The 25,732-nt window shown below is 71.4% G+C and carries 18 protein-coding genes and 1 pseudogene; 10 read left to right on the forward strand and 9 right to left on the reverse strand.

Going from position 1 to position 25,732, the window contains the following annotated elements; translation table 11 throughout:
- Positions 1–41: 41 nt before the first annotated feature.
- Positions 42–362, forward strand: coding sequence for a bifunctional 3-phenylpropionate/cinnamic acid dioxygenase ferredoxin subunit (locus OHO83_RS36155; RefSeq protein ID WP_266668246.1), 321 nt, complete (start codon positions 42–44; stop codon positions 360–362).
- Between the two features lie 32 nt (positions 363–394).
- Positions 395–1,582: an NAD(P)/FAD-dependent oxidoreductase gene (locus OHO83_RS36160; protein ID WP_329436141.1), complete on the forward strand. Its 1,188-nt coding sequence runs from the start codon at positions 395–397 to the stop codon at positions 1,580–1,582.
- A 171-nt stretch (positions 1,583–1,753) separates the two neighbouring features.
- Here the strand turns inward: OHO83_RS36160 and OHO83_RS36165 are convergent.
- Positions 1,754–2,137, reverse strand: a pseudogene (locus OHO83_RS36165) (hypothetical protein); the annotation flags it as partial.
- A 466-nt stretch (positions 2,138–2,603) separates the two neighbouring features.
- Between OHO83_RS36165 and OHO83_RS36170 the strand changes: the two are divergent.
- The 5 genes from OHO83_RS36170 to OHO83_RS36190 all read left to right on the forward strand — a co-directional run bounded on the left by OHO83_RS36170 (position 2,604) and on the right by OHO83_RS36190 (position 10,631).
- Positions 2,604–5,474 carry a sensor histidine kinase gene (locus OHO83_RS36170; protein WP_330280311.1) on the forward strand — a complete coding sequence of 957 codons (2,871 nt, stop codon included), beginning with the start codon at positions 2,604–2,606 and terminating at the stop codon, positions 5,472–5,474.
- Positions 5,471–5,911 (forward strand): roadblock/LC7 domain-containing protein, encoded by a 441-nt coding sequence (locus tag OHO83_RS36175; RefSeq protein WP_266668242.1) that lies wholly within the window; start codon positions 5,471–5,473, stop codon positions 5,909–5,911. The genes OHO83_RS36170 and OHO83_RS36175 overlap by 4 nt, the downstream gene beginning before the upstream one ends.
- 9 nt (positions 5,912–5,920) lie before the next feature.
- Positions 5,921–6,325 (forward strand): DUF742 domain-containing protein, encoded by a 405-nt coding sequence (locus OHO83_RS36180; RefSeq protein ID WP_266566735.1) that lies wholly within the window; start codon positions 5,921–5,923, stop codon positions 6,323–6,325.
- A 72-nt stretch (positions 6,326–6,397) separates the two neighbouring features.
- A complete protein-coding gene (locus OHO83_RS36185; RefSeq protein WP_330280312.1) occupies positions 6,398–10,045 on the forward strand; it encodes a hydantoinase B/oxoprolinase family protein in 3,648 nt (1,215 codons plus the stop codon).
- Positions 10,026–10,631, forward strand: coding sequence for a GTP-binding protein (locus OHO83_RS36190; RefSeq protein WP_329436146.1), 606 nt, complete (start codon positions 10,026–10,028; stop codon positions 10,629–10,631). The genes OHO83_RS36185 and OHO83_RS36190 overlap by 20 nt, the downstream gene beginning before the upstream one ends.
- A 129-nt stretch (positions 10,632–10,760) precedes the next feature.
- Here OHO83_RS36190 and glpK read toward each other — a convergent pair whose 3' ends face one another.
- The 6 genes from glpK to OHO83_RS36220 all read right to left on the reverse strand — a co-directional run bounded on the left by glpK (position 10,761) and on the right by OHO83_RS36220 (position 17,783).
- On the reverse strand, positions 10,761–12,278 hold the full coding sequence (gene glpK / locus OHO83_RS36195; RefSeq protein WP_266668234.1) for a glycerol kinase GlpK: 1,518 nt from the start codon (positions 12,276–12,278) through the stop codon (positions 10,761–10,763).
- Positions 12,279–12,354: 76 nt separating this feature from the next.
- Positions 12,355–13,107 (reverse strand): MIP/aquaporin family protein, encoded by a 753-nt coding sequence (locus OHO83_RS36200; protein ID WP_329436149.1) that lies wholly within the window; start codon positions 13,105–13,107, stop codon positions 12,355–12,357.
- 363 nt (positions 13,108–13,470) lie between these two features.
- On the reverse strand, positions 13,471–15,159 hold the full coding sequence (locus OHO83_RS36205) for a GGDEF domain-containing protein (protein ID WP_330280313.1): 1,689 nt from the start codon (positions 15,157–15,159) through the stop codon (positions 13,471–13,473).
- A gap of 106 nt (positions 15,160–15,265) precedes the next feature.
- Positions 15,266–16,456, reverse strand: coding sequence for a lipid-transfer protein (locus OHO83_RS36210; RefSeq protein WP_266668228.1), 1,191 nt, complete (start codon positions 16,454–16,456; stop codon positions 15,266–15,268).
- Positions 16,453–16,899: a Zn-ribbon domain-containing OB-fold protein gene (locus OHO83_RS36215; RefSeq protein WP_330280314.1), complete on the reverse strand. Its 447-nt coding sequence runs from the start codon at positions 16,897–16,899 to the stop codon at positions 16,453–16,455. Before OHO83_RS36215 ends, OHO83_RS36210 begins: the two co-directional genes overlap by 4 nt.
- Before the next feature lie 59 nt (positions 16,900–16,958).
- Positions 16,959–17,783 (reverse strand): M15 family metallopeptidase, encoded by an 825-nt coding sequence (locus tag OHO83_RS36220; protein ID WP_330280315.1) that lies wholly within the window; start codon positions 17,781–17,783, stop codon positions 16,959–16,961.
- 72 nt (positions 17,784–17,855) lie between these two features.
- Between OHO83_RS36220 and OHO83_RS36225 the strand changes: the two genes are divergently transcribed.
- Positions 17,856–18,389 carry an NUDIX domain-containing protein gene (locus OHO83_RS36225; protein WP_266668223.1) on the forward strand — a complete coding sequence of 178 codons (534 nt, stop codon included), beginning with the start codon at positions 17,856–17,858 and terminating at the stop codon, positions 18,387–18,389.
- Positions 18,390–18,425: 36 nt separating this feature from the next.
- Here OHO83_RS36225 and OHO83_RS36230 read toward each other — a convergent pair whose 3' ends face one another.
- Positions 18,426–20,783: a glycoside hydrolase family 31 protein gene (locus tag OHO83_RS36230; RefSeq protein ID WP_330280316.1), complete on the reverse strand. Its 2,358-nt coding sequence runs from the start codon at positions 20,781–20,783 to the stop codon at positions 18,426–18,428.
- Between the two features lie 214 nt (positions 20,784–20,997).
- On the opposite strand from OHO83_RS36230, the gene OHO83_RS36235 reads away from it, so the two are divergent.
- On the forward strand, positions 20,998–22,974 hold the full coding sequence (locus OHO83_RS36235) for an acetoacetate--CoA ligase (RefSeq protein ID WP_266668221.1): 1,977 nt from the start codon (positions 20,998–21,000) through the stop codon (positions 22,972–22,974).
- A gap of 78 nt (positions 22,975–23,052) precedes the next feature.
- Positions 23,053–23,946 carry a hypothetical protein gene (locus tag OHO83_RS36240; RefSeq protein ID WP_330280317.1) on the forward strand — a complete coding sequence of 298 codons (894 nt, stop codon included), beginning with the start codon at positions 23,053–23,055 and terminating at the stop codon, positions 23,944–23,946.
- A gap of 62 nt (positions 23,947–24,008) precedes the next feature.
- On the opposite strand, the gene ptsP is transcribed toward OHO83_RS36240, so the two are convergent.
- On the reverse strand, positions 24,009–25,679 hold the full coding sequence (gene ptsP / locus OHO83_RS36245) for a phosphoenolpyruvate--protein phosphotransferase (protein WP_329436154.1): 1,671 nt from the start codon (positions 25,677–25,679) through the stop codon (positions 24,009–24,011).
- Positions 25,680–25,732: the final 53 nt, after the last annotated feature.

Below are 25,732 nucleotides of genomic sequence, written 5' to 3' on the forward strand. Positions count from 1 at the left end.
ACAGTCCTGAGTCAGACAGCCCTGGACCAAGAGGGGGGCCCGTGATACCCGTCTGCCGCCTTGAAGACCTCCCCGAGGGCGGATCCGTCCGCATCGACACAGCACCGCCCATCGCCGTCTTCCATGCTGACGGTGAGCTGTACGCCATCGACGACACCTGCACCCACCAGGACGCCTCCCTGTCGGAGGGCTGGGTGGAGGGCTGTCTGGTCGAATGCCCTCTTCACGAGGCTTCATTCGATCTCCGCACCGGGCGGCCGACCTGCCTGCCCGCCCGCCGCCCCGTACGCACCCACCGGGTGACGGTCGACGACGGCGTGGTCCACGTCCATCCTGCCGCCGAGGAAGGTTCCGCCGCATGAGCACTGTCAACGGAATGAGGACGGGATCCGGCATGAGGACCGTGACCGTGGTGGGCGCCTCGCTCGCCGGGCTGTACGCCGCCCGTGAGCTGCGGGCCCAGGGCTTCGACGGGCGGCTCGTCATCGTGGGCGAGGAGCCGCACCGTCCCTACGACCGCCCGCCGCTGTCCAAGGACTTCCTCCTCGGGAAGGCCGGCGAGGAACAGCTCGCCCTGTCCGACGTCGACGAGACGCTGGAACTGGGCGCCGAGTGGATGTTCGGCGTGCGGGCCCGCGGGCTCGACGCGCGCGGTCGCACCGTCCTCCTGGAGGACGGCCGCACGGTGTCCACGGACGGGGTCGTCATCGCCACCGGGGCGAGCGCCCGCCGGCTCCCCGGCCCCGCCCTCACCGGCGTGCACACGCTCAGGACCCTGGACGACGCGCGCTCCCTGCGTGCCGAACTCCTGCGCGGGCCGCGGCGCGTGGTCGTGATCGGCGGTGGGTTCATCGGCGCCGAGACGGCGTCCTCCTGCGCGGCGCTCGGTCACTCCGTCACCGTCGTGGAGGCGGCGCCGCTGCCGCTCCTGCCCCAACTCGGGCCGGAGATGGCCGCGGTGTGCGCGGGGCTCCACGCACGCGGCGGGGCGGAACTGGTCACGGGCGTCGGGGTCGCGGCACTGCACGGCGACAGCACTGTCCACGGCGTGGAGCTCGCCGACGGGCGCGTGCTGCCCGCCGACGTGGTCGTCGTCGGCATCGGTGCCGTACCCAACACGGGCTGGCTCGCCGGTTCGACGCTCGCGCTGCACGACGGCGTGCTCTGCGACGACGGCTGCGTCACGGCGCTGCCCCAGGTCGTGGCGGTGGGCGACGTGGCCCGCGTGGGCGGGGCGCGGGCCGAGCACTGGACGAGCGCCACGGCGCAGCCGCGGGTCGCCGTACGCAATCTGCTGGCGGGCCGCGCCGTCGAGACCGTGCGGCCGCTGCCGTATTTCTGGTCGGACCAGTACGGCTCGCGCATCCAGTTCGCCGGGCGCAGGAAGGACGGGGACCTGGTCCGCGTCGTCGAAGGCGCCGTGGAGGACGGGAGTTTCCTCGCACTCTACGAGCGCGCGGGAGTGACCACGGCCGCGCTCGCGGTGGACCGGCCGCGGCCGTTCACACGGGTGCGCCGGGAGCTGGCACGGGCCGAGGCGCGACCGGTCGTGCAGAGCGTCGCGGAGCCGGTGGCGCTGTGAGGGTGTCGCGGTGACGGTGGCTCTCGCCTCGGGCGCGCGTAGCTAGCCGACACCTGTCCCAGCGCTACGCAACCGCCACCGATCCCACTCCCACCTGCCCATGCGGACGCATACAGATGTATGCAGAGGCAAGCAGGCACACCCAACTACTGACGCGCCGTCCGCACGCACCTACGTATGCGTCAACTGTCCGGCCCCGCCACGCCTCCGTATGCGTTCCGGGGCCGGACGGCCCTGCGCCCGTGCCTGCCGGCGGGCCTGGCGACGCTCCCTGCGCAGCTGCCGTGCCGTGCTGTTGGGCGCGGACACCACGCCGTTGCGCTGGTTCCACACCTGTCGGGTCACCCAGACATCCAGCACGCCCCAGGTCGCCGCGACCGTGCTCCCCACGCTGCTCAGCACCATCGGGAACGCCAGCCATGAGTCGGCGAAGGTGCACAGGAACGCGATCACCGCCTGCATCAGGGTCAGCGCGACTATGAGCACCGCCCGTACCGCCGCCGTCCGCACCGGATCAGGCATCCGGCGCCGGCCCGCCGGCTCCTCGACCCACAACTCCCCGCGCCGCTCTGCCGTGCCCATCAGTTCGTCTCCCCACCGCCGTCACAGCCCGCCGCCCTGAGTGCTCCCGTATCGGGGCTCTTCGATGGCTGCCCGGATTGCGCCGCTTTACGCTGCCCGCTCGCCTCGCGCGGGCCTCATCACGTATGACCCGTAAGGAAGGACGTACGGCGGCGTCGAAAGATTCCCCCGGATTGCGGTGGTCACTTCCGCCCCGCCGAAGATCGATCGATTCCGGCCAACTGCCGTCCGTGTCAGACCGGATGGTGCCGGATTCGGAGCGCCACTTTGCGGGATGTAATCTCCCGCAATGCCCGGACACATGCTGACGACCCACTCCACCTGCCACCGGACAGCATCCGGACAGCCCTTCGAGTTGCACCTGCGTCAGTAGTAGGCTCGCGCCGTTTGTTGCCGCACATGTGTACCCCTGACCGCAGGGGTCGATCTGGGGGAGGCCATGCGCTTTCGCGGGAAGTCCATCCGCCGGAAGATCGTGGCGTTGCTCCTGGTGCCGCTGGTGTCCCTGACCGCCATCTGGGCTTTCTCCACGGTGATCACGGGCCGCGCCGCGACGCAACTGCTGTCGGCGGGGAGGGTCGCGGACGAGATCGGCTACCCGATAGCCGACGCCGGCCGGACCCTTCAGGAAGAGCGCCGTCAGACCCTTGTCTATCTGGCCGACCCACGGGCCTCCGATGCCCTCTCCAAGCTGCGCAGCCGCCGCAGTGCCTCCGACGAGGCGATGGCCCAGATCAAGGCGAAGGCCGAGAACTCCGGGATCCGCGACGACATGAGCGACGACTCCCGGCGCCGCATGTCCACCGTCGTCGAGGGATTCGACGGCATCGAGTCCCTGCGCCGCAACGTCGACGAAGGAACCGTCACCCGCGCGCAGGCCCTCGACTTCTACAACCGCCTCATCGACCCGACGTACGACTTCCTGCTCACGCTCAGCTCCTTCGACAACTCGAAGATGGACCGCCAGGGCCGCGCCGTCATCGGCGTGCTGCGCGCGCGTGAACTGCTGTCCCGCGAGGACGCGTTGGTCGGCTCGGCGCTCGTCGCCCGCAGGATCACGCACAAGGAACTGCGTCAGGTCTCCGACCTCGTCGCCCAGCGCGGCATCCTGTACGACACCAGCCTCGCGCTGCTCCCCGACGACGACCGCGCGGAGTTCGAGCGCTACTGGAAGAGCGCCGACACGGCGGCCCTGCGCACGGCGGAGAACACACTCGCCGACTCCTCGGCCGGCGCGCCGAGGGGCGTCACCGCACGTGCCTGGAACGACGCTTCGGGCCAGGTGCTCGACGAGCTGGTCAAGCGCGACACCGCCGCCACGGAGCGCTACCAGGACCGGGCGCGCCCGGTCGCGATCAATGTCTTCCTGCAGGCCGGAGCCGCCGGTGTGCTCGGTCTGCTCGCGGTCCTGCTCTCGCTGTTCCTGTCCGTACGCATCGGCCGCGGCCTCGTCCGCGACCTGCGGCGGCTGCGCCTGGAGGCCCACGAGGCCTCCGGTGTCCGGCTGCCCAGCGTGATGCGCCGCCTCGCGGCCGGCGAACGCGTCGATGTGGAGACCGAGGCCCCCCGCCTGGAGTACGACAAGAACGAGATCGGGCAGGTCGGTCAGGCCCTCAACACGCTTCAGCGCTCAGCTGTCGAGGCGGCCGTGAAACAGGCCGAACTGCGCCACGGCGTCTCCGAGGTCTTCGTCAACCTCGCCCGGCGCAGCCAGGTGCTCCTCCACAAGCAGCTCACCCTTCTCGACACGATGGAGCGCAGGACCGAGGACACCGACGAACTCGCCGACCTGTTCCGCCTCGACCACCTGACCACCCGCATGCGGCGCCACGCGGAGGGCCTGGTGATCCTCTCCGGGGCCGCTCCTTCCCGGCAGTGGCGCAGGCCCGTCCAGCTCATGGACATCGTCCGGGCCTCGGTCGCCGAGGTGGAGGACTACGAGCGCATCGAGGTCCGGCGCCTGCCGCGCCTGGCGGTCACCGGCCCCGCGGTCGCCGACCTCACCCATCTCGTGGCCGAACTCCTGGAGAACGCCACGGTGTTCTCGCCGCCGCACACCGCGGTGCACGTCATCGGCGAGCGTGTCGCGAACGGCTTCACCCTGGAGATCCACGACCGGGGCCTCGGCATGGCGGCCGACGCGCTGCTCGACGCCAATCTGCGGCTGGCCGAGACGCCCGAGTTCGAACTCTCCGACACCGACCGGCTCGGCCTCTTCGTGGTCAGCCGGCTCGCCCAGCGCCAGAACGTCCGCGTCTCGCTCCAGCCGTCCCCGTACGGCGGTACGACCGCGGTCGTCTTCATCCCGGACACCCTGCTCACCGACGCCCCCGACACCGAGGGCGCCGGCTTCCGTCTCGACCGTCCGAACAGCCCCCGGCGCGGCGAGGGCCCCGGCGTGCGCTCTCCCAAGCTCTCCACGGCGGGCAGTCCGCTCCCGGGCCTTCCCGCCTCTCTCCTGGACGGGCCCGTGGAGCTGGAGGCGCCTCTGGCGGCGTCGGACCTCGAGCCCTTCCCCGGCGCTCTCGACGACGAGGACAGCGAGCGGGGCGGGCTCTTCCGGCCGCGCCGCCGCCCGGCCGCGCTTCCCGGAGAGCAGCACCAGCACGCGCACGACGAGTTCGAGAACCGGCCCGAGCCGTCCCGTCGCGCCGGTGGACCCGCAGGCCCCGACGCCGATGAAGCGCCCGTGCCGCTGCCGCGCCGCAGGGCGCCCAAGCTCGTCAGCTCGCACGGCAGGCCCGTCACCCACACGAGGCCCGGAGAGCCGGAGCCGGACAACCTCCGCGCAGACGCACAGCCCGAGACCCCGGGCGGCGTCCCGTCCGAGCCCATGACCGCGACCCCGGACACCCCCGGGGACACGTACCGTCCGCAAGCCCCGGACGGACCCCGCGAGCGCCGCCTCATGTCGGCGCCCGCGCCGGACCTGCCGCGCCGGCGCGCCCGTGCCGAGGTCCCGGAGGACGCGACTCCCGCACGTCGCCCGGAGCCGGTGCGCGACCCCGCGCCCGCCCCGGCCGCCGACGCCCCCGCGCCGAGCGCGCCGAGTGGTCTGCCCCGTCGTGTACGGCAGGCCAATCTCGCCCCGCAGCTCAAGGAAGGACCCGACCTGCGCGCCGACCGCGTCGCAGGCCGGGAGGGGCCCAACCACTCGGACAGCCCCGCCGAGCGCGACGCCGACGAGGTCCGCAACAGGATGGCCTCGCTCCAGCGGGGCTGGCGCCGCGGCCGCGAGGAGAACGCCGCAGGCGACGACGCCTCCGACGGCACAGCACAAGGAACGACATCTGAGGGGGACGGTCGATGACCGCACCGAAGGCCGCCGCACACACCACCGCGAACGGCGGTTCCGGGGAGCTGAACTGGCTCCTGGACGACCTGGTGGAGCGCGTCGCCAGTATCCGCAAGGCGCTCGTGCTGTCCGGGGACGGCCTCCCGACCGGGGTCTCCAAGGACCTCACCCGGGAGGACAGCGAGCACCTCGCCGCCGTCGCCTCCGGCTTCCACAGCCTGGCCAAGGGGGTCGGCCGGCACTTCGAGGCGGGCAGCGTCCGCCAGACCGTCGTGGAGCTGGACGACGCCTTCCTCTTCGTCACGGCCGCCGGCGACGGCAGCTGTCTCGCCGTCCTGTCGGACTCGGACTCCGACGTCGGTCTCGTCGCGTACGAGATGACCTTGCTGGTCAAGCGGGTCGGCGTGCATCTGGGGACCGCGCCGCGCACCGATCTGTCCGCCGGCGGGTAGTGGGCCGGTATGAGTCCTGACGGGGAGGGGACGCAGGAGACGCACCACTGGTTCGACGACGACGCCGGACCGGTGGTTCGCCCGTACGCCATGACACGCGGCCGCACCACCAGCGCGGCCCAGCATCGTCTCGACCTGATCGCGGTCGTCGTCGCGGAACACCGCACCGGCGACCCCGCCGCCGACCAGACGCTGTCCCCGGAGCACGTGGACATCGTCGGGCTGTGCCGCGACAGCCCTCAGTCGGTGGCCGAACTCGCCGCGGAACTCGACCTTCCGATCGGCGTCGTACGCGTCCTCATCGGAGATCTCGTCGACGAGGAACTCGTCCATGTGACCCGGCCCGTACCCCCTGCCGAGCTCCCGGACGAGAGTATTCTGCGCGACGTGATCAACGGTCTCAGGGCGCTCTGACCCACGCGTACACCGAGGCCACACACGGGGGTGGGGACCAGGCGAGCAGCGGGGCGAACAACGGAGACGCGCGTGACAGGCTGGCAGTTCTGGATCGACCGAGGCGGCACGTTCACCGATGTCGTCGCCCGCCACCCCGACGGACGCCTGCTCACCCACAAGCTCCTGTCCGACAACCCCGCCCGCTACCGGGACCCCGCCGTCGCCGCGATCGGTGAACTCCTCGACAGCGAGGGCGAGTCGGGGCACGCCCGCGTCGACTCCGTCCGCATGGGCACCACCGTCGCCACCAACGCCCTCCTGGAACGCAAGGGCGAACGCACCGCCCTCGTGGTCACCCGGGGCTTTCGCGACGCCCTGCGCATCGCGTACCAGAACAGGCCCCGCATCTTCGCGCGCCGCATCGAACTGCCCGAACCGCTCCATGAACGGGTCATCGAAGTCGACGAGCGCGTCGACGCCCACGGCGCCGTCCTCACCCCCCTCGACACGGACGCACTCGAAGTGTCGCTGCGTCAGGCGTACGAAGACGGGATCAGGGCCCTGGCCGTCGTCTGCATGCACAGCCATCTGTACCCCGACCACGAGCGGCGGATCGGCGCCCTCGCGGCCCGGATCGGCTTCCCGCAGATCTCGCTCTCCAGCGAGGTCAGCCCCCTGATGAAGCTCGTGCCGCGCGGCGACACGACGGTCGTCGACGCCTACCTGTCGCCGGTCCTTCGCCGCTACGTCCAGCGGGTGGCGGACCAACTCGCCGGCGTGCGCCTGATGTTCATGCAGTCCAACGGTGGGCTCACCGAGGCCGGCCAGTTCCGCGGCAAGGACGCCATCCTGTCCGGACCCGCCGGTGGCATCGTCGGCATGGCCCGGGTGTCCCGCCTCGCCGGCTTCGACCGGGTCATCGGCTTCGACATGGGCGGTACGTCCACGGACGTGTCGCACTACGCGGGGGAGTACGAGCGCGTCTTCACCACGCAGATCGCCGGCGTGCGCCTGCGCGCCCCCATGCTCGACATCCACACCGTCGCGGCCGGCGGCGGGTCCGTCCTCCACTTCGACGGCAGCCGTTACCGCGTGGGCCCCGACTCCGCGGGCGCCGACCCGGGACCCGCCTGCTACCGCGGCGGCGGCCCGCTCACCGTCACCGACGCGAACGTGGCCCTCGGGCGCATCCAACCCGCTCATTTCCCCGCGGTGTTCGGCCCCGACGGGGATCAGCCTCTGGACCACACCCTCGTCCGGGACCGCTTCGCCGCGCTGGCCCGCGAGATCCGCGACCGCACCGGCGACGACCGCGCCCCGGAACAGGTCGCCGAGGGCTATCTGCAGATCGCCGTCGCCAACATCGCGAACGCCGTGAAGCGGATCTCCGTCCAGAAGGGCCACGACGTCACCCGCTACGCCCTCACCACGTTCGGCGGAGCCGGTGGCCAGCACGCGTGCAGGGTCGCCGACTCGCTCGGCATCCGCACCGTCCTCGTGCCGCCCATGGCCGGAGTCCTGTCCGCCCTCGGCATCGGCCTCGCCGACACGACCGCCATGCGCGAGCAGTCCGTCGAGGCACCGCTCGAACCGTCCGCCATGCCGCACGTCCACAAGACCGCCGACGACCTGGAGAGCACCGCCCGCGCCGAACTTCTCGCCGAGGACGTGCCCGAGGACCGTATCCGCGTCACCCGCCGGGCCCAACTGCGCTATGACGGGACCGACACCACGCTCACCGTGGAACTCACCGACCCCGACACGATGCGCGCCTCCTTCGAAAAGCGCCATCGCGCCACCTACTCCTTCACCCTCGACCGCCCTCTCGTCGTCGAAGCTCTCTCCGTCGAAGCAACCGGCCTCACCGCACCCCCCGATCTGTCCGCCCTCGTACCCCGCTCGGCCACCCCCGCCGCTCCGGAGACCGTCAGCCTCCACACCGGCGGCACCTGGCGCGACGTGCCCCTGCACCGACGCGACGCACTGCCGCCCGGCGAGAGCGTCACCGGACCCGCGATCATCGCCGAGTCCGGCTCCACGACGGTCGTGGACGACGGCTGGCGAGCGGCTGTGACGGACGACGGCCACCTGATCATGGAACGTGCGGCGGTCACGGAGAGTTCCGACATCGGCACGGCGGCCGACCCCGTACTCCTCGAAGTCTTCAACAACCTCTTCATGTCGATCGCCGAACAGATGGGCGCCCGCCTGGAGTCCACCTCCCAGTCGGTCAACATCAAGGAACGCCTCGACTTCTCCTGCGCCCTCTTCGACCCCGACGGCAGCCTCGTCGCGAACGCCCCCCACATCCCCGTCCACCTGGGATCCATGGGCACCAGCGTCAAGGAGGTCATCCGCCGGCGCGGCACGCGCATGCGGCCGGGGGACTCATACGCCGTCAACGACCCTTACCACGGGGGCACCCACCTCCCCGACGTCACCGTCATCACCCCGGTCTTCGACACGGAGAGTGAGCGGATCCTGTTCTACGTCGCCTCGCGCGGCCACCACGCGGAGATCGGCGGCATCGCCCCCGGCTCCATGCCCGCGGGCAGCCGCACCATCGAAGAGGAAGGCATCCTCTTCGACAACTGGCTGCTCGTCGAAGGGGGCCGCTTCCGCGAGACGGAGACCCTGGGCCTGCTCACCGGCGGCCCGTACCCGTCGCGCAACCCGCGGACCAACCTCGCCGACCTGCGTGCCCAGATCGCCGCCAACCAGAAGGGCGTCGACGAAGTCGCCCGCATGATCGACCACTTCGGGCTCGACGTCGTCCAGGCGTACATGAAGCACGTCCAGGACAACGCGGAGGAAGCGGTGCGCCGCGTCGTCGACGCACTGCAGGACGGCGAGTTCGCCTACGAGACCGACTCGGGCGCCGTGATCCGCGTCCGGGTCACCGTGGACCGCGAACAGCGCGGCGCGACGGTCGACTTCACCGGCACGTCACCACAGCTTGCCACCAACTTCAACGCGCCCTACGCCGTCGTCAACGCGGCCGTCCTGTACGTCTTCCGGACCCTCGTGGACGACGACATCCCCCTCAACGACGGCTGCCTGCGCCCCTTGCGCATCGTCGTCCCGCCCGGCTCGTTCCTCGCCCCCGAGCCGCCCGCCGCAGTCGTCGCCGGCAACGTGGAGACCTCCCAGGCCATCACCGGCGCCCTCTACGCGGCCCTGGGCGTCCAGGCCGAGGGCTCCGGGACGATGAACAACGTGACCTTCGGCAACGAGAGCCACCAGTACTACGAGACCGTGGCCTCGGGCTCCGGAGCCGGCGACGGCTTCCACGGAGCGCCCGTCGTGCAGACCCACATGACCAACTCGCGGCTGACCGACCCCGAGGTCCTCGAGTGGCGACTGCCCGTCCTGCTCGAGGAGTTCGCCGTGCGGCGCGGCAGCGGGGGCCCTGGACGGTGGAGCGGCGGCGACGGCGCCGTACGCCGCCTCCGCTTCCTCGAACCCATGACCGTGTCCACGCTCTCGCAGCACCGCAGGGTCCCGCCGTACGGCATGGCGGGCGGCGGGTCGGGGGCCCTGGGCGCCAACTCCGTGGAGCACCCCGACGGCACGGTCGACCGGCTCGCCGGCAGCGACTCGGCGGACGTGCTCCCCGGCGACGTACTTGTCATCGAAACCCCCGGAGGCGGCGGATACGGTCCGCCGCCGCCCGCCGGGAACGACCACAGCGACAGCAGTGAGGCAGGAGAAGAGACCCATGATCTTCGGGCGTTCTGAGCGCGGCAAGCCCCCCGTGGAGCCCGTCACGCTCAAGATCCTCGTGGCCGGCGGATTCGGCGTGGGCAAGACGACGCTCGTCGGCGCGGTCAGCGAGATCAAGCCCCTGCGCACCGAGGAGCTGCTCAGCGAGGCGGGCCGCCCGCTCGACGACACCCGGGGCGTCGAGGGCAAGCGCACCACCACGGTCGCCATGGACTTCGGCCGGATCACGCTCCGCGAGGACCTGGTGCTCTACCTCTTCGGCACCCCCGGGCAGGACCGTTTCTGGTTCCTGTGGGACGAGCTGGCGACCGGCGCTCTGGGTGCCGTCGTCCTCGCCGACACCCGCCGCCTGGAGGACTGCTTCGCCGCCGTCGACTACTTCGAGCGGCGCTCCATACCGTTCGTCGTGGGCGTCAACTGCTTCGACGGATCGGCCCGTTACCCGGCCGACGCCGTACGCCAGGCCCTCGACCTCGACTCCGACGTGCCTGTCCTGCTGTGCGACGCGCGCGAGAAGGAGACCGTCAAGGAGGTCCTCATCGGCGTCGTCGAGCACGCGATGACCGTGGGCGCGCGCCGCCGCCAGCCGGCCACCACCTGAACCGCCCGGGCGCCGACGGAGGACACGGGAACGGCCCGCACCCTCGCCGACCGGGGTGCGGACCGTCGTCCACGCGCGCGTGGCCCTCACCAGGACCACGCGCCAGTCACCAGAGGCGCGCGCCGACGCTCACGCCTCGTCGTCGTGCCAGCCGAAGCTCTTCTCCACGGCCTTGCGCCAGTTGCGGTACTCGCGCTCACGCGTCGCGCCGTCCATGGCCGGCGTCCACTCCGCGTCGCGCTGCCAGTGCGCCTTGAGCTCGTCCAGGTCGTTCCACACCCCCGTCGCGAGCCCGGCCGCGTACGCGGCGCCCAGGCACGTCGTCTCCGACACCCGCGGCCGGATCACCGGCACTCCGAGGACATCCGCCTGATGCTGCATCAGGAGATTGTTCTTGGTCATGCCGCCGTCGACCTTCAGCGTCGTGATCTGGACGCCGGAGTCCTGGTACATCGCGTCGACGACCTCGCGCGTCTGCCAGCTCGTCGCCTCCAGGACGGCCCGCGCCAGATGGGCCTTGGTGACGTACCGCGTCAGCCCCGTGACGACACCGCGCGCGTCCGAGCGCCAGTACGGCGCGAACAGACCCGAGAACGCCGGCACGATGTAGGCGCCGCCGTTGTCGCTCACACTCGCCGCGAGCGTCTCGATCTCGTCGGCCGTGCGGATGATCCCGAGCTGGTCGCGGAACCACTGCACCAGGGCGCCGGTGATCGCGATCGACCCTTCGAGGCAGTACACCGGCGCCTCGGAGCCGATCTTGTACCCCATCGTGGTGAGCAGCCCGTGCTTCGAGGGGACGGGCCGGTTCCCGGTGTTGAGCAGCAGGAAACTGCCCGTGCCGTACGTGTTCTTGGCCGTCCCCGTGTCGTAGCAGGCCTGTCCGAAGATCGCGGCCTGCTGGTCGCCGAGCGCGGACGCGACCGGTACCCCGGAGAGCTGGCCGACGGCCGTCCCGTAGACCTCGGCCGACGACCTGATCTCCGGAAGCACCGCCTCCGGCACGTTCATCGCCGACAGGATCCCCTGGTCCCACTGGAGCGTCTCCAGGTTCATCAGCATGGTGCGACCGGCGTTGGTGACGTCGGTGACGTGCACGCCGCCGTCCGTGCCGCCGGTCAGGTTCCAGATGAGCCAGGAGTCGATGGTGCCGAACGCGATCTCGCCCCGCTCGGCGCGGGCACGCAGCCCCGGTACGTTGTCGAGCAGCCAGGCCGCCTTGGGGCCGGAGAAGTAGCTCGCGAGCGGCAGACCGGTCTGCTCGCGGAACCGGTCCTGCCCGTCCGTGCCGCCCAGTTCGTTGCACAGGGCCGACGTACGGGTGTCCTGCCACACGATCGCGTTGTGCACGGGCCGGCCCGTGGCCCGGTCCCAGAGGACCGTCGTCTCCCGCTGGTTGGTGATGCCGAGCGCGCTCAGGTCGTCGGCGCGCAGCCCGGCCTTGGCGAGCGCGCCGGCGACCACGGCCTGCACCTTGGACCAGATCTCGGTGGCGTCGTGCTCCACCCAGCCGGGCTTCGGGAAGATCTGCCGGTGCTCGCGCTGGTCGACGGCGACGATCTCCCCGCCGTGGTTGAAGATGATGCAACGGCTCGACGTGGTGCCCTGGTCGATGGCGGCGACGTACTTCACATCGTTGTCGGGCATGTGACTCCCCTTCGTCTTCGTCTGAGGTCCCCGCGCGCGGGGACTCGAAAGCGACGTGGTGGCGGCGTGGCCGCGGTCAGAACGCCGCGTTGTAGATGAGCCCCGCCAGCAAGCCGCCGATCAGCGGCCCGGCCACCGGGATGATGGCGTAACCCCAGCCGGATGTGCCCTTGTTGGGGATCGGCAGGAACGAGTGCACGATGCGCGGACCGAGGTCGCGCGCCGGGTTGATGGCGTACCCGGTGGGCCCACCGAGCGAGAGGCCGATCCCGACGACCAGGAAGGCCACGACGAGTGCCGTCGTACCGGACTCCCCGAGTCCCTTGGTGAGCCCGAACGCGAGGATGGGCAGCACGAGGGCGATCGTCGCGATGATCTCGGTGATCAGGTTGGCCACGGGGTTGTTGATCTCGGGGATCGTGGAGAAGATCCCGAGTGTCGGAGTGGGCCCGTCGTCGTCCGCTTCGCCCTCGCCGGACCCCGACGCGACGTTGGCGTTGAACTGGGCCAGATAGACGAGATAGGCCAGCACGGCGCCCAGCATCGCGCCGACCATCTGACCGAGCAGATAGACCCAGACCTTGTCCCACTTGCCGGTGTCCACGGCGATGCCGATCGTCACCGCCGGGTTGAGCTGGCCTCCCGACAGCGGCGCGGCGGTGTACGCGCCGGCCAGCACGCCGAAGCCCCACCCGAACGCGATGACGACCCATCCCGAGGCTCTCGCCTTGGAATGTTTGAGCGTGACCGCGGCGCACACGCCCGCGCCGAACAGAATCAGGATCGCGGTCCCGATGACCTCACCGACGAAGATGTCTCCATTGCTCATGGCGGCTCCTAGGCCCTCGCCCGGAGCGATACGCCCCGGTCCTCAGTGCAGGGTGCGTTTTCCATGGCTGGTTCCGGACGGCTCTGGCTGCAACGGCCGACGGCGGGGTTTCCCGCGCCCCGCAATGCGCCCGCGACAGGCGTTCCCGCTCAGTCGGATCACTCGTTTCGCCGGTCGGGGAAGGCCCTGACCTGCCCGAACGCGACAGGAGGAGCCCGACGGACAGGCAGGGGCCCTGAGCGGCGGTGGGACGACGTGCGGCGATGCCGACTGACACCCGGAAGTGTTCACCGGCGGTGATGGAGCGTCAAGGTCGCGGACGGGAACGGTTGTCGGCGCCCGAACGCACGGTCCGCGACCGCGTCATCCCGCGGCTGCCCGGCCCGATTCCGCTTCCGCGCGCGGCCCGGTCCCCGTCCATGCGGCCCCGGCCACAGGGGCCGCCCCCGACAGCACACCCCTCCGTACCTCGTGCCCCGGAGTGCCCGACCGCCCGATGACCCAACTGGCCCCCGGCAGCGCCTTGGCGGCCTGCTTGAGCGGCGCCAGCGACGCGGCCGCCTGCCGGTGGTCGGCGACGCTGCCCGCCGCGCACAGCACCGTCGCGAGCGACAGCGTGACGGGCCGCCCTCCCGCCGCCCACGGCACGTCGAGCACCGCGGCCGCCAGCGGATCGAGCCCGTCCGGATCGGCCAGGACCAGGAAGTCGTCGCCCCCGATGTGCCCCACCCTGGTCGTGCCCGACGCGGCCCGCTCCAGGGACCTGCCCACCTCACGGATCAGATCATCACCCGCGGCGAACCCCGCACCGTCGTTGACCTGCTTGAACCCGTCGATGTCGAGCCAGCTCAGGGCGAACCCCCGCCCCTGCGCGATCCGCCGGTCCACCTCGCCCGTGATCGAGTCCGAACCGGGCAGTCGCGTCAGCGGATTGAGCGCGGCCGCCTCCTCGACGCGGCTCTCGGCCAGCGCGCGCACGAGATCGGCGAGTCGCACGATGCCCACGCAGCGCCCCCGCTTGTCGACGACCGCGACATCGTCGGCCGTACGGCTGCGCTCGCCGTCCGCGAGTACGTCGAGGACCTCCCAGGCGGTGGCGTCCACGCCCACCGTGCGTGGCCGGTCACCGTGGCGGGCGGCCGGCCGGTCGGCGTAGAGCGCATGCCCGTAGCGGCCCGAGAGCGACAACAGGAAGCGGTCCCGCTGCACCGACCGCACCGGTGCGCCCGCCGAGTCCACCAGGAGCACGCCGGACACGTCGGGCGACCCGGTGAGCAGCGCGCGTACCCGCCCTGCCGAGGCCGAAGCGGGCAGCAGCGCGGCGGGCCGCACGAACTGGCGCACGGGCGGCCCGGAAGGCGGCGGCGCCGCCACCGGGGGAGTGAGCGCCGGCACGTACACATCGGCCGCCGGCAGCCGCGACGGCGGCGCGAACAGCTCGCCCTGTGCCAGCTGCGCCCCGGCGTCCCGAGCGGCGCCGCACTGCAACTCCGTCTCCACGCCCTCGACGGCCAGCAGCGCGCCCAGTCCCTCGCACAGCGTCCGCATCGCACTCACCGAGGCGGGACGCGACAGCAGCGACGAATCGAGCTTCACGAGGTCCGGCGCCAGGTCGACCAGGAGCCGCAGCGGCAGATCGCCGTCACCGACGCCGTCCGCGCAGACCCGGAAGCCCTCGTCGCGCAGGGCCGTGACCCCCTCCAGGAGCGCCCGGTGCGGCACGTGGGTGAACGGGGGACCGATGTCGACCGTCACTTCCCAGGGCAGCCGCCCCACGTCCCGGACGGCGTCCCGCAGCGCGGCGAGGCCCCCCAGATCCGCCACCGTCCCGGCGAACACATTGACGTGCAGCGGCAGCAGCGTCTCCCGCTGTGCCGCCGAGCGCACCGCCAACGCGGCCAGACGGCCGTCGAGTTCGGGGTCGCGCCGGGCCTGCGCCAACACGTCGCCGACTTCCGGACGGGCGAGTATCTCCAGGGCCGCCACGGCTCCGGTCGTCAGATTGACGACCGGCTGGAAGGCGAAACGGAGAGCGTCCGTCCAGGAAGGCACGGAAGCATGATGGCGCCCCCGGCGCGCACCCAGGCGCAGTTCACGAGCTGTTCACGCACCCTTTCCGGCCGAACACGCAGCGTACGGTTCTCCCGGCGGGCGCCGGTCAGCGGACCGCGACGACGGACGAGCCGTGGCCGAACAGTCCCTGATTCGCCGTGATCCCCACGCGCGCGTCCGCCACCTGTCGGGCGCCCGCTGTACCGCGCAGCTGCCACGTCAGCTCGCAGACCTGGGCGATGGCCTGCGCGGGGACCGCCTCTCCGAAGGACGCGAGGCCGCCACTGGCGTTCACGGGTATGCGCCCGCCGGGAGCCGTCGCGCCCTCCCTCAACAGCTTCGCCGCCTCGCCCTCGTCGCACAGCCCCAGATCCTCGTACCACTGGAGCTCCAGAGCGGTCGACAGGTCGTACACCTCGGCGAGGGAGAGGTCTTCGGGGCCGATCCCGGCTTCCTCGTACGCCGCCCGCGCGATCGAGGCGCGGAAGGGGACGCCGTCCGGCTCGACGACCGCGGCCGAGTCGGTGGCGATGTCAGGGAGGTCGAGCACGGTGTTCGGATACGTCGGCGTGACCGTCGACACCGCGCGGATCCGCACCGGATTGCGCACTCCGTGCTTGCGCGCGAAGTCCATGCCGCACAGCACGAGCGCGGCCGCCCCGTCGGACGTGGCACAGATGTCCAGGAGTCGCAGGGGATCGGCGACGACCGCCGACGCGGCCACCTCCTCGGCAGTCACCGTCTTGCGGTACCGGGCGTTCGGATTGAGCGCGCCCGCTGCCGCGTTCTTCACCTTGACCTGCGCGAAGTCCTCCAGCGTGTCCCCGTGCACGGCCATGCGCCGGCGCGCGTACAGACCGAAGTACGCGGGATTGGTCGCGCCGAGCACCCGGAACCGCAGCCAGTCCGGATCGTCGTGCCGGTCCCCGCCCGCGGGACGGAAGAACCCCTTGGGCGCGGCGTCGGCACCCACCACGAGCACGACGTCGGCGAGCCCCGCGAGGATCTGCGTACGCGCCGCGTTGACCGCCTGGGCTCCCGAGGCGCACGCCGCGTACACGCTCGCGACCCGCGCGCCCTGCCAGCCGAGAGCCTTCGCGAACGTCGCGCCCGCCACGTAGCCCGGGTATCCGCCCCGCACCGTGTCCGCGCCCACGACGGAGTCCACGTCGCGCCAGTCGACGCCCGCGTCGGCGAGCGCCGCCCGCGCCGCCACCGTCCCGTACTCGACGAAGCCGCGCCCCCACTTGCCCCAGGGGTGCATGCCCGCGCCGAGCACCGCCACGTCGTCCGTCATGCCGCCACCCCCGTCGGCCGCCAGTGCCACGTCGTCCAGGTCGTGTCCCCGTCCTCGTCGAGCACGCCGGGCACGACCTCCACCTCCATGCCAACCTCCAGGTCGGCCACGGAGACCCCGGGAACCGCCTGCCCGAGCACCACCAGGCGCTCCGCCTCCAGCTCCACAGCGATCAACGTGTAGGGCTGCCAGGGAAGTTCCGGATCGGACACGTACGGTGCCGGAGGCCGGTACCGGCTGTCCGTGTACGACCAGACGCGGCCGCGCCGGGAGAGCGGCAAGGAGGCCAGCTCCCCTCCGGCGCAGCCGGGGTTGCGGCAGAAGGTGTCCTCGCGGGGGAAGAAGACCGAGGCGCAGGCCGAGCATCGCGTGCCGAGCAGCCGGAAGTCCTCTCCCTCCCCGGTGAACCAATCGGCCACGACAGGTGTACGCGTACGCGACAAGGCCCCTCCCGCGCTGGATCCGACGACGCCACCAGAACGCCAGCAGATCTGATGGACCGTCAGAAGTGTGCCATGGGCCGGCCACTCAGGGAACGCCGCGAGATGGGGAAGTCGAAGTACGTGTCCGGGAAGAGCTCCGGCTTGTACGTGAAGTGCCACCACTCCTCGGGCAGGTTCACGAACCCCTGCGCGGCCAGGGCGTCCCGCAGGAGGTCACGGTTCGCGCGCTGCGCCCCCTTGATCCGTGGATCGTCGGTGTGGGCGAGCGTGTCGAAGCAGTCGAAGCCCGTGCCCATGTCCACCGAGTTGTCGGGGAAGCGCTCCTTCTTCGGCCCGTAGCAGGGTGCCAGCCGCTCACCGGACACGTACGCGCGCGTGGGCAGCGCCGGCAGCTTCACGACCGTCAGATCGAGTGTGGAGCCGCGGCTGTGCCCGGACTTCTCCGCGATGTAACCGTCCGTGAACAGCCGCGTCTTGTCGACCTGCGGATAAAACTCCGCCTTCATCCGCTGGTCGTCGAGGTCCTTGGCCCAGCGCACGAAGTGGTCGACCGCCCGCTGCGGCCGGTAGCAGTCGTACACCTTCAGCGAGTAGCCCCGCTTCAGGAGCCCGGCCTGCGCCTTGTGGAGCGCCTTCGCGGCAGGCTCGGTGAGGATACACATCGGCTTCTCGTAGCCGTCGACGGGCGCCCCGACGAAGTTGTGCGCAGTGATGTAGCGGATCTCCTGGATGATCGTCGGGTCGACGTCCCGCAGCGCCACGAACTGCTGGGGCGCCTTGGGCTCGGGCTTCGCCTGGGCGGCGCCGGGAGCGCTGGCCGTCCACAGGAGCGCGGCGGCGGCGGTGACGGCGATTCTGCGTAGGGCAGTTGCGGTTCGTGTCATGAACCCTGCATCTATCAGGATCAATGGTGGCCAGGGAAGAGCCACGCTTCGCGATCGGATACAGTCCGCGGCGTGTCAGCACCCCACCACATAACCAACCCCGTTCCGGATTCCCACTGTTCGAGCTGTGGAACCGCCTACGGACCCGACGTCTCGGGATGGCCGCGCACGTGCCCGGCCTGCGCCGATGTGAGCTACCGCAACCCCCTGCCGGTCGCGGTCGCCCTCCAGGCCGTCTACGACAGCCGTGGTTCCGCTCTCGTCGTGATCACTCGGACCATCGCCCCCGCCCGCGGGGGAGTCGCCCTGCCCGGCGGGTTCGTCGACCACAGGGAGGACTGGCGCGACGCCGTCGTCCGTGAGCTCAAGGAGGAGACGGGCATCGAGGCGGCGAGCCGCGACGTACGCCTCGCCGACGCGATGAGCTCACCCGACGGACACCTGCTCCTGTTCGGCCTCCTGCCGGAACGCCCGGCCGCCGAACTGCCCGAGCCCGCCGTCACGGACGAGACGGAAGGCTGGCACCTCCTGCGCCGCCCGGCCGAACTCGCCTTCCCCCTCCACACCTTGGCCGTCCGCGCCTGGTTCGAGGGCCGCTACGTGTGACACCCCGCCGCATGAACCACCCAGCCCTCTGAACGCTCAGAGCCCGCGGATCCGCACCGGGTACGCGGGCTCGGCCGGCCCTCCCTCGTCCTGCCGCTCCACCACCACACTGCCGCCGCTCCACCGCGAGGTATAGCGCTGGACGTCCGGCGTCTCCCAGCCGTCACCGACGTCGGGCACGACGACACCGCCGCCGGTACGCCCCCGTGCCGGCGCCCACACCTCCAGGCACAGCCCCCCGTCGTCACCCCGCACAGGGATCACCGCGCCCGCGCGCGCGAAGACGGGAACACGGGACAACGGCGCGTCCACCAGAACCTGACCGGGCCCCTCGTGCGCCTGCCCGCTCTCCGTGTCGTACCAGCGCCCGTACGGCAGCCGCACCGCCCGCCCGTCCGCACCCGGCTCCAGGACCGGCGCCACCAACAAGGAGTCACCCAACAAGAACGCGTCCTCGCAGTCCCGCAGCGCCCTGTCCTCCGGAGCACTCCACCACACAGGCCGCACATACGGAGCACCCGTACGCCGTGCGAGATGCGCCAGCGTCACGAAGTACGGCAGCAGCCGCCTGCGCTCGACGAGCGCCACGCGCGCGTGCCCCAGCACCTCGTCACCGAACTCCCACGGCTCCCGACGCCCCGCCCGCAGCGCCGCATGCGTACGGAACAGCGGCAGATACGCACCCAGCTGGAACCACCGCAGATACAGCTCCGGAGACGGCTCCCCGTCGAACCCGCCCACGTCCGGCCCCGAGTACGGCACTCCGCACAGCCCGAGCCCGATCACCAGGGACAACGACGCGCGCAAACCGGGCCACCCTGTGGCAACATCCCCCGACCACGTCCCTCCGTAGCGCTGCATCCCCGCCCAGCCCGAGCGAGAGAACAGGAACGGCCGCTCCTGGGGCCGCAGTTCACGCAGCCCCTCGTGGCCGGCGCGCGCCATGCACAGCCCGTACACGTTGTGCGCCTCCCGATGGTCGCCGCCCCGCCCCTCCAGGGAGTGCCGTGCCGAGCGGGGCAGCGTCGGGTCACCGAACGCGGCGAACGACGCCGGCTCGTTCATGTCGTGCCAGAACCCCGAGAACCCCTGGGCGAGCCGCTCCTCGTACAGACCGCCCCACCACTTGCGCACGGCGTGATCGGTGAAGTCGGGGTACACGGACTCACCCGGCCACACCACGCCGCGCACCGGCTTCCCCCCCGCGTCCTTCACGAAGGCGTCAGCGGACGCTCCCGCGTCGTACACAGCGTTCCCCGCCTCCGCCTTGATCGCGGGGTCGACGATCGACACCAGCCGCACACCGTCCCGGCGAAGGTCCTCGGCGAGCCGCGGGAGCCCCGGATACGTCTCCTGGTCGACCGTGAACACCTGGAACGCGTCGAGATGATCGATGTCCAGATGCACCGCGTCGAGCGGAAGCCCCCGCTCCCGGTAGCCCGCGACGATCCGCCGCACCTCGTTGCCCCCGCCGAAGCCCCAGCGCGCGTGCTGATGCCCGAGCGCCCAGGCCGGCGGCAGCGCGGGCGCGCCGGTCAGCGACGCCCACGCGCGCAGCACGCGCGCGGGGGCACCCACCATGACCCAGCAGCGCAGCGGACCGCCCTCCATCCGGACCTCGCACGTCCCGGCGCGGTCATGCCCGGAACCGGCCCCCTCCTCGCCCTCCGAAAGCGTCACCGTGCCGTCCCACGAGTTGTCGTGGAACACCAGATGGGTGCCCGCGTCGGCGACCACCATCTGCACCGGCATGGTCAGATACAGCGGATCGTCCGCCGGCCCGAACGAACCGCCCGGATCCGTGTTCCACAGCCGGTACGCGCCGTCCCGCAGCCGAGGCCCCGAGGCCCGGCCGCCCAACCCGAAGAACCGCGCGTCGGCCGCGACCTCGGACCGCTGCACCCACCGCGCCTCGCCCCCGTCCGTGGGCTCCCACCAGCGCGGCGGCAGATCCCGCCGCAGCACCACACCGCCCGGAGTGCACACGGAGACAGCGCCGTGCCGCGACACGACGACGGTCACCCGCTCCGCCACCACCCGCCAGCCGCCGTCCTTGTCCGGCTCCAGGACAGCCCGCGGATCCGGCTGCGGACACGAACCCGCCAGCGCGTACGACGGCTCCGGGTCCGCCCCGTCCCAGCCCCAGAAGACCGCACCCGTCACCGTCACCGTGATCCGCAGACCGGACCGCGTGAACCGGACGACGCCACCACCGGGCGCCGGCTCGGCCCCCGTCACCGGACCCGGCACCCGCGCCCGCTCCGGCCCTCTGCGCCGCAGACCCACCGCATCGGTCCGCCTCCTGCGCCACGAGGACCGCAGCGTCCGCAAACCCTGGACCGCACCCACCAAGCCGACCGCCCTCACCGCGCGTACCAGGTCACGACCGTTCATGCTGTTCACCCTGTCATTGCGCGGCACACAAAGATGCGTCGTTCAACTGCCGTTCATCCGTGGTGGCAGCACATCTTCACGACACGGACTATGTGGGGCACAACCTGGTGCGGAAGTCGATCACATGGCATCGTCCCTGTCAGCCGCGTCACGCGCACACACCGGCCCGTGCGCGGGACCGACGCACACCACGCGTACATCCGGGAGCCGCCCCATGCCGTCAGCCGCGAATCCGACGCCGCTCTGGAAGCCCGACGAGGAATTCATCGCCGAGGCGCAGATCACGCGCTTCCAGGCCTGGGCGTCCGAACACCACGGAGCCCCCGCCGACGGCGGTTACGAAGCACTGCACCGCTGGTCGGTGACCGAACTGGACACGTTCTGGAAGGCCGTCGCCGACTGGTTCGACATCCGGTTCACCACCCCGTACACGCGCGTGCTCGGCGACCGCGCCATGCCCGGCGCCGAATGGTTCCCCGGCGCCTCCCTGAACTACGCCGAACACGCCCTGCGCACGGCCACCGACCCCGCGCGCGCGGACACCCCGGCCATCCTCCATGTGGACGAGACACACGAACCACGCCCCGTGACCTGGGCCGAACTGCGCCGCCAGGTCGGCTCGCTCGCCGCCGAACTGCGCGCCATCGGCGTACGCCCGGGCGACCGGGTCAGCGGCTACCTGCCGAACATCCCCGAGGCCGTCGTCGCCCTCCTCGCGACCGCGGCCGTCGGCGGCGTCTGGACGTCCTGCGCCCCGGACTTCGGCGCCCGCAGCGTCCTCGACCGCTTCCAGCAGGTCGAACCCGTCGTCCTGTTCACCGTCGACGGCTACCGCTACGGAGGCAAGGAGCACGACCGCCGCGACACGGTCGGCGAACTCCGCGCCGAACTGCCCACCCTCCGAGCGGTCGTCCACATCCCGCTGCTCGGCACGGACGCCCCCGAAGGGGCCCTCGAGTGGTCGGAGCTCACCTCAGCCGACACCGAGCCCGTCTTCGAAGCCGTCCCCTTCGACCACCCGCTGTGGGTCCTGTACTCCTCAGGCACGACCGGACTCCCCAAGGCGATCGTCCAGTCCCAGGGCGGCATCCTGATCGAGCACCTCAAACAGCTCGGCCTGCACTGCGACCTCGGCCCCGGCGACCGCTTCTTCTGGTACACGTCCACCGGCTGGATGATGTGGAACTTCCTCGCCTCCGGCCTCCTCACGGGCACCACGATCGTCGTCTACGACGGCAGCCCCGGCTACCCCGACACCGGTGCCCAATGGGCCGTCGCCGAACGCACCGGAGCCACCCTCTTCGGCACCTCGGCCGCCTACGTCATGGCCTGCCGCAAGGCCGGCGTCCACCCCTCGCGCGACCACGACCTCTCCCGTGTCAAGTGCGTTGCCACGACCGGCTCGCCCCTCCCGCCCGACGGCTTCCGCTGGCTGCACGACGAGGTACGCGAAGACCTCTGGATCGCCTCCGTCAGCGGCGGCACGGACGTCTGCTCCTGCTTCGCCGGAGCCGTCCCGACCCTGCCCGTCCACATCGGCGAACTCCAGGCCCCCTGCCTCGGCACGGACCTCCAGTCCTGGGACCCACAGGGCAAGCCGCTCATCGACGAGGTCGGTGAACTCGTCGTCACCAACCCCATGCCCTCGATGCCGATCCGCTTCTGGAACGACCCCGACGGCAGCCGCTACCACGACAGTTACTTCGACACCTACCCCGGCGTCTGGCGGCACGGAGACTGGATCACCCTCACCTCCCGCGGCTCGGTCGTGATCCACGGCCGCTCGGACTCCACCCTGAACCGCCAGGGCGTCCGTATGGGATCGGCCGACATCTACGAGGCCGTCGAACGCCTCCCCGAAATCCGCGAGTCCCTCGTCATCGGCCTCGAACAGCCCGACGGCGGCTACTGGATGCCTCTGTTCGTCCACCTCGCACCGGGCGCCGCACTCGACGACGACCTCCGCGCCCGCATCAAGCAGACCATCCGCGACAGCCTCTCCCCGCGCCACATCCCCGACGAGATCATCGAAGCCCCCGGCGTCCCGCACACCCTCACCGGCAAGCGCATCGAGGTCCCCGTCAAGCGCCTCCTCCAAGGCACACCCCTGGAAAAGGCCGTCAACCTCGGCTCGGTCGACAGCGTCGAACTCCTGCGTTTCTACGAGGACATCGCCCGCAACCGCCCCTGACCGAACCCGGTTCCCCGCCGTTGTCAGTGCCCGCGATTACTGTGAGTGAGCATTGACCTACAGCTCTCAGGGGGAACCATGGCGCACACCCAGAACGCCGGCATGCGACGCGTCCTGCGCCGTGAAGTCGCGGGCATCATCGGCCTCCTCGCCGACGAACGCGACTTCACGGCGATGCGGAGCTACCGCACCTTCGCCTTCGACGACCACGGCACGTACCTCCAGCAGGTCGAGACCCTCCTCCAAGCCCTCGCCGCCCAAGGCGGACACACCACCGTCGCCCTCTTCGACCCCGAGGAGTACGCGGAGTTCTGCGCCGAGAGCGGCCTCGAACCGGACACCCCCACCAGCCGCACCCGGTTCACCGCCGAGCTGGCTGTCATGGGCGCCACCGTCCCCTACGAAGGCCAGCCCCTGGCCGACCTCCTGCCCCACCTGGTCGACGAAGCCGTCCGACAGGCCACTTGGGAGTACGCCTCGTCCGTCCTCGCCCGGATCGGAGTGTGCGGCGCCTGCGGCCGGGACATCGGAAGGGACGCCTTCGCCCGCGCCTCGTTCCTGCTGACGCGGGTCCTCGACACGGCAGGCATCGGCGCCCACCACCTCGTGTGCAGCGTCCCCACCGACACCGAATCACTGCTGTCGGTGCTCCACGTCGACCGCTACACAGAGGACGGCACACGACTGGACGAGAAGGAGGCGCTCGAGTTCACCACGGTCCTGGCCCTCGGCCTCGCCACCGCAAGCCCGGGCGGCCTGGTCATGCGCACCACCACCCCGGACAGGGACGACCGCGTCCAGGGCTGGCGCCTGCGCGACGAACGCCTGCTCCCCCTCACCGCGGCGGAAGTCTTCGACGCCTACTGCACCGACGCCCAGTCCGGCGACCTCGTCGCACCCGAGTCCGGCGTCGACTACTGCGCGGCACCCGACCTCGGAGACACCGGCCCCGAGGGCGGGCACACCCACTGAAACGACCGTGGGGCGCTCCACCACGAAGGTGAAGCGCCCCACGACAACGAACCGGCTTCCGGCTACTCGCCGGACAGCACCGCCTGAGCGGCCTTGCGGGCCTCCTCGGCGGAGTCCGCGGCGCGCGCGGCCGAGGCAGCACGCTCGCACTGAGCCAGCGTGTACTTGCCGAGCGCCGTCCGCACGTAAGGAATCGACGCCGCACCCATGGAAAGGGAGGTGACGCCCAGACCGGTCAGGACGCACGCGAGCAGCGGGTCGGACGCGGCCTCACCGCAGACACCGCAGCTCTTGCCCTCGGCCCTCGCCGCGTCCGCGGACAGCGCGACCAGGTCGAGCAGCGCGGGCTGCCACGGGTCCTGAAGCCGGGACACCGCACCGACCTGCCGGTCAGCGGCGAACGTGTACTGCGCGAGGTCATTGGTCCCCAAGGAAAGGAACTCGACCTCCTGAAGGATCGAACGCGCCCGCAGAGCGGCCGACGGAATCTCGACCATCGCACCGAACTTCGCCTCGAGGCCCGCCTCACGGCACGCGTCCGCGAAGGCCTTGGCGTCGGCACGGTCGGCGACCATCGGCGCCATGACCTCGAGGTAGACCGGCAGCCCCTCAACAGCCTTGGCCAGCGCGGTCAGCTGCGTACGCAGAACCTCGGGGTGCTCGAGAAGGGAACGCAGACCACGCACACCCAGAGCCGGGTTCGGCTCGTCGGCGGGCGTCAGGAAGTCCAGCGGCTTGTCCGCACCGGCGTCGAGGACGCGCACCACGACGCGACCCTCGGGGAACGCCTCGAGAACCTTCCGGTACGCCTCGACCTGCTTCTCCTCGGAAGGAGCCCTGCTGCTGTCGTCAAGGAAGAGGAACTCGGTACGGAAGAGACCGACACCCTCGGCACCGGCCTCGACCGCGGCCGGCACGTCGGCCGGACCGCCGACGTTGGCCAGCAGCGGGACCTTGTGACCGTCGGACGTCGCACCCGGACCGGACGACGCGGCCAGCGCGGCCTTCCGCGCGGCGGAAGCGGCCTCCAGCTCGGCCCGCTTCTCCGAACTCGGGTCGACGAAGATGTCGCCGGTGCTGCCGTCGACAGCGATCACCGTGCCCTCGGCGAGCTCACCCGCGCCGGGCAGCGCGACCACGGCCGGCACTCCGAGCGCCCGCGCCAGAATCGCGCTGTGACTGGTCGGCCCGCCCTCCTCGGTGACGAAACCGAGGACGAGCGTCGGGTCGAGCAGCGCCGTGTCCGCGGGCGCGAGGTCCCGCGCGATCAGCACGTAAGGCTTGTCGCTGTCCGGGACACCCGGCATAGGCACCCCGAGCAGCCGCGCCACGATCCGGTTCCGCACGTCGTCCAGGTCGGCGACCCGACCCGCGAGGTACTCACCGGCTCCGGCCAGCAACGCCCGATAAGACGCGAAGGCGTCGTACACCGCACGCTCCGCCGTGCTGCCGACCGCGATACGGCGGTCGACATCGGCCATGAGCTCCGGGTCCTGCGCCATCATGGCCTGGGCCTCGAGCACGTGCTGTGCCTCGCCACCGGCCAGATTGCCGCGTGCAATCAGATCGGCCGCCACAGCTTCCACGGCCTGACGGGCGCGCCCCTGCTCGCGCTCCGCGTCCTCCGTCGGAATCTGCTTGGCCGGCGGCTCGAGAACCGCCGTCCCCATGTGCCGAACCTCGCCGATCGCCACACCGTGGCTCACGCCGACGCCTCGCAGCGTTGTCTCCATCTCACCGTCTCCGATAATGCGGCGGGCCCAGCCGCCGCGGTGGTTGACCTGCA

It is taken from the genome of Streptomyces sp. NBC_00569 (assembly GCF_036345255.1).
Lineage (GTDB): Bacteria > Actinomycetota > Actinomycetes > Streptomycetales > Streptomycetaceae > Streptomyces.

Coding starts and splice junctions, on each gene's coding strand:
- OHO83_RS36230 (WP_330280316.1), bottom strand. CDS start 20,783: ATGAACGGTCGTGACCTGGTACGCGCGGTGAGGGCGGTCGGCTTGGTG.
- OHO83_RS36220 (WP_330280315.1), bottom strand. CDS start 17,783: ATGACACGAACCGCAACTGCCCTACGCAGAATCGCCGTCACCGCCGCC.
- OHO83_RS36170 (WP_330280311.1), top strand. CDS start 2,604: ATGCGCTTTCGCGGGAAGTCCATCCGCCGGAAGATCGTGGCGTTGCTC.
- OHO83_RS36175 (WP_266668242.1), top strand. CDS start 5,471: ATGACCGCACCGAAGGCCGCCGCACACACCACCGCGAACGGCGGTTCC.
- OHO83_RS36180 (WP_266566735.1), top strand. CDS start 5,921: ATGAGTCCTGACGGGGAGGGGACGCAGGAGACGCACCACTGGTTCGAC.
- ptsP (WP_329436154.1), bottom strand. CDS start 25,679: ATGGAGACAACGCTGCGAGGCGTCGGCGTGAGCCACGGTGTGGCGATC.
- glpK (WP_266668234.1), bottom strand. CDS start 12,278: ATGCCCGACAACGATGTGAAGTACGTCGCCGCCATCGACCAGGGCACC.
- OHO83_RS36210 (WP_266668228.1), bottom strand. CDS start 16,456: ATGACGGACGACGTGGCGGTGCTCGGCGCGGGCATGCACCCCTGGGGC.
- OHO83_RS36240 (WP_330280317.1), top strand. CDS start 23,053: ATGGCGCACACCCAGAACGCCGGCATGCGACGCGTCCTGCGCCGTGAA.
- OHO83_RS36160 (WP_329436141.1), top strand. CDS start 395: ATGAGGACCGTGACCGTGGTGGGCGCCTCGCTCGCCGGGCTGTACGCC.
- OHO83_RS36190 (WP_329436146.1), top strand. CDS start 10,026: ATGATCTTCGGGCGTTCTGAGCGCGGCAAGCCCCCCGTGGAGCCCGTC.
- OHO83_RS36200 (WP_329436149.1), bottom strand. CDS start 13,107: ATGAGCAATGGAGACATCTTCGTCGGTGAGGTCATCGGGACCGCGATC.
- OHO83_RS36235 (WP_266668221.1), top strand. CDS start 20,998: ATGCCGTCAGCCGCGAATCCGACGCCGCTCTGGAAGCCCGACGAGGAA.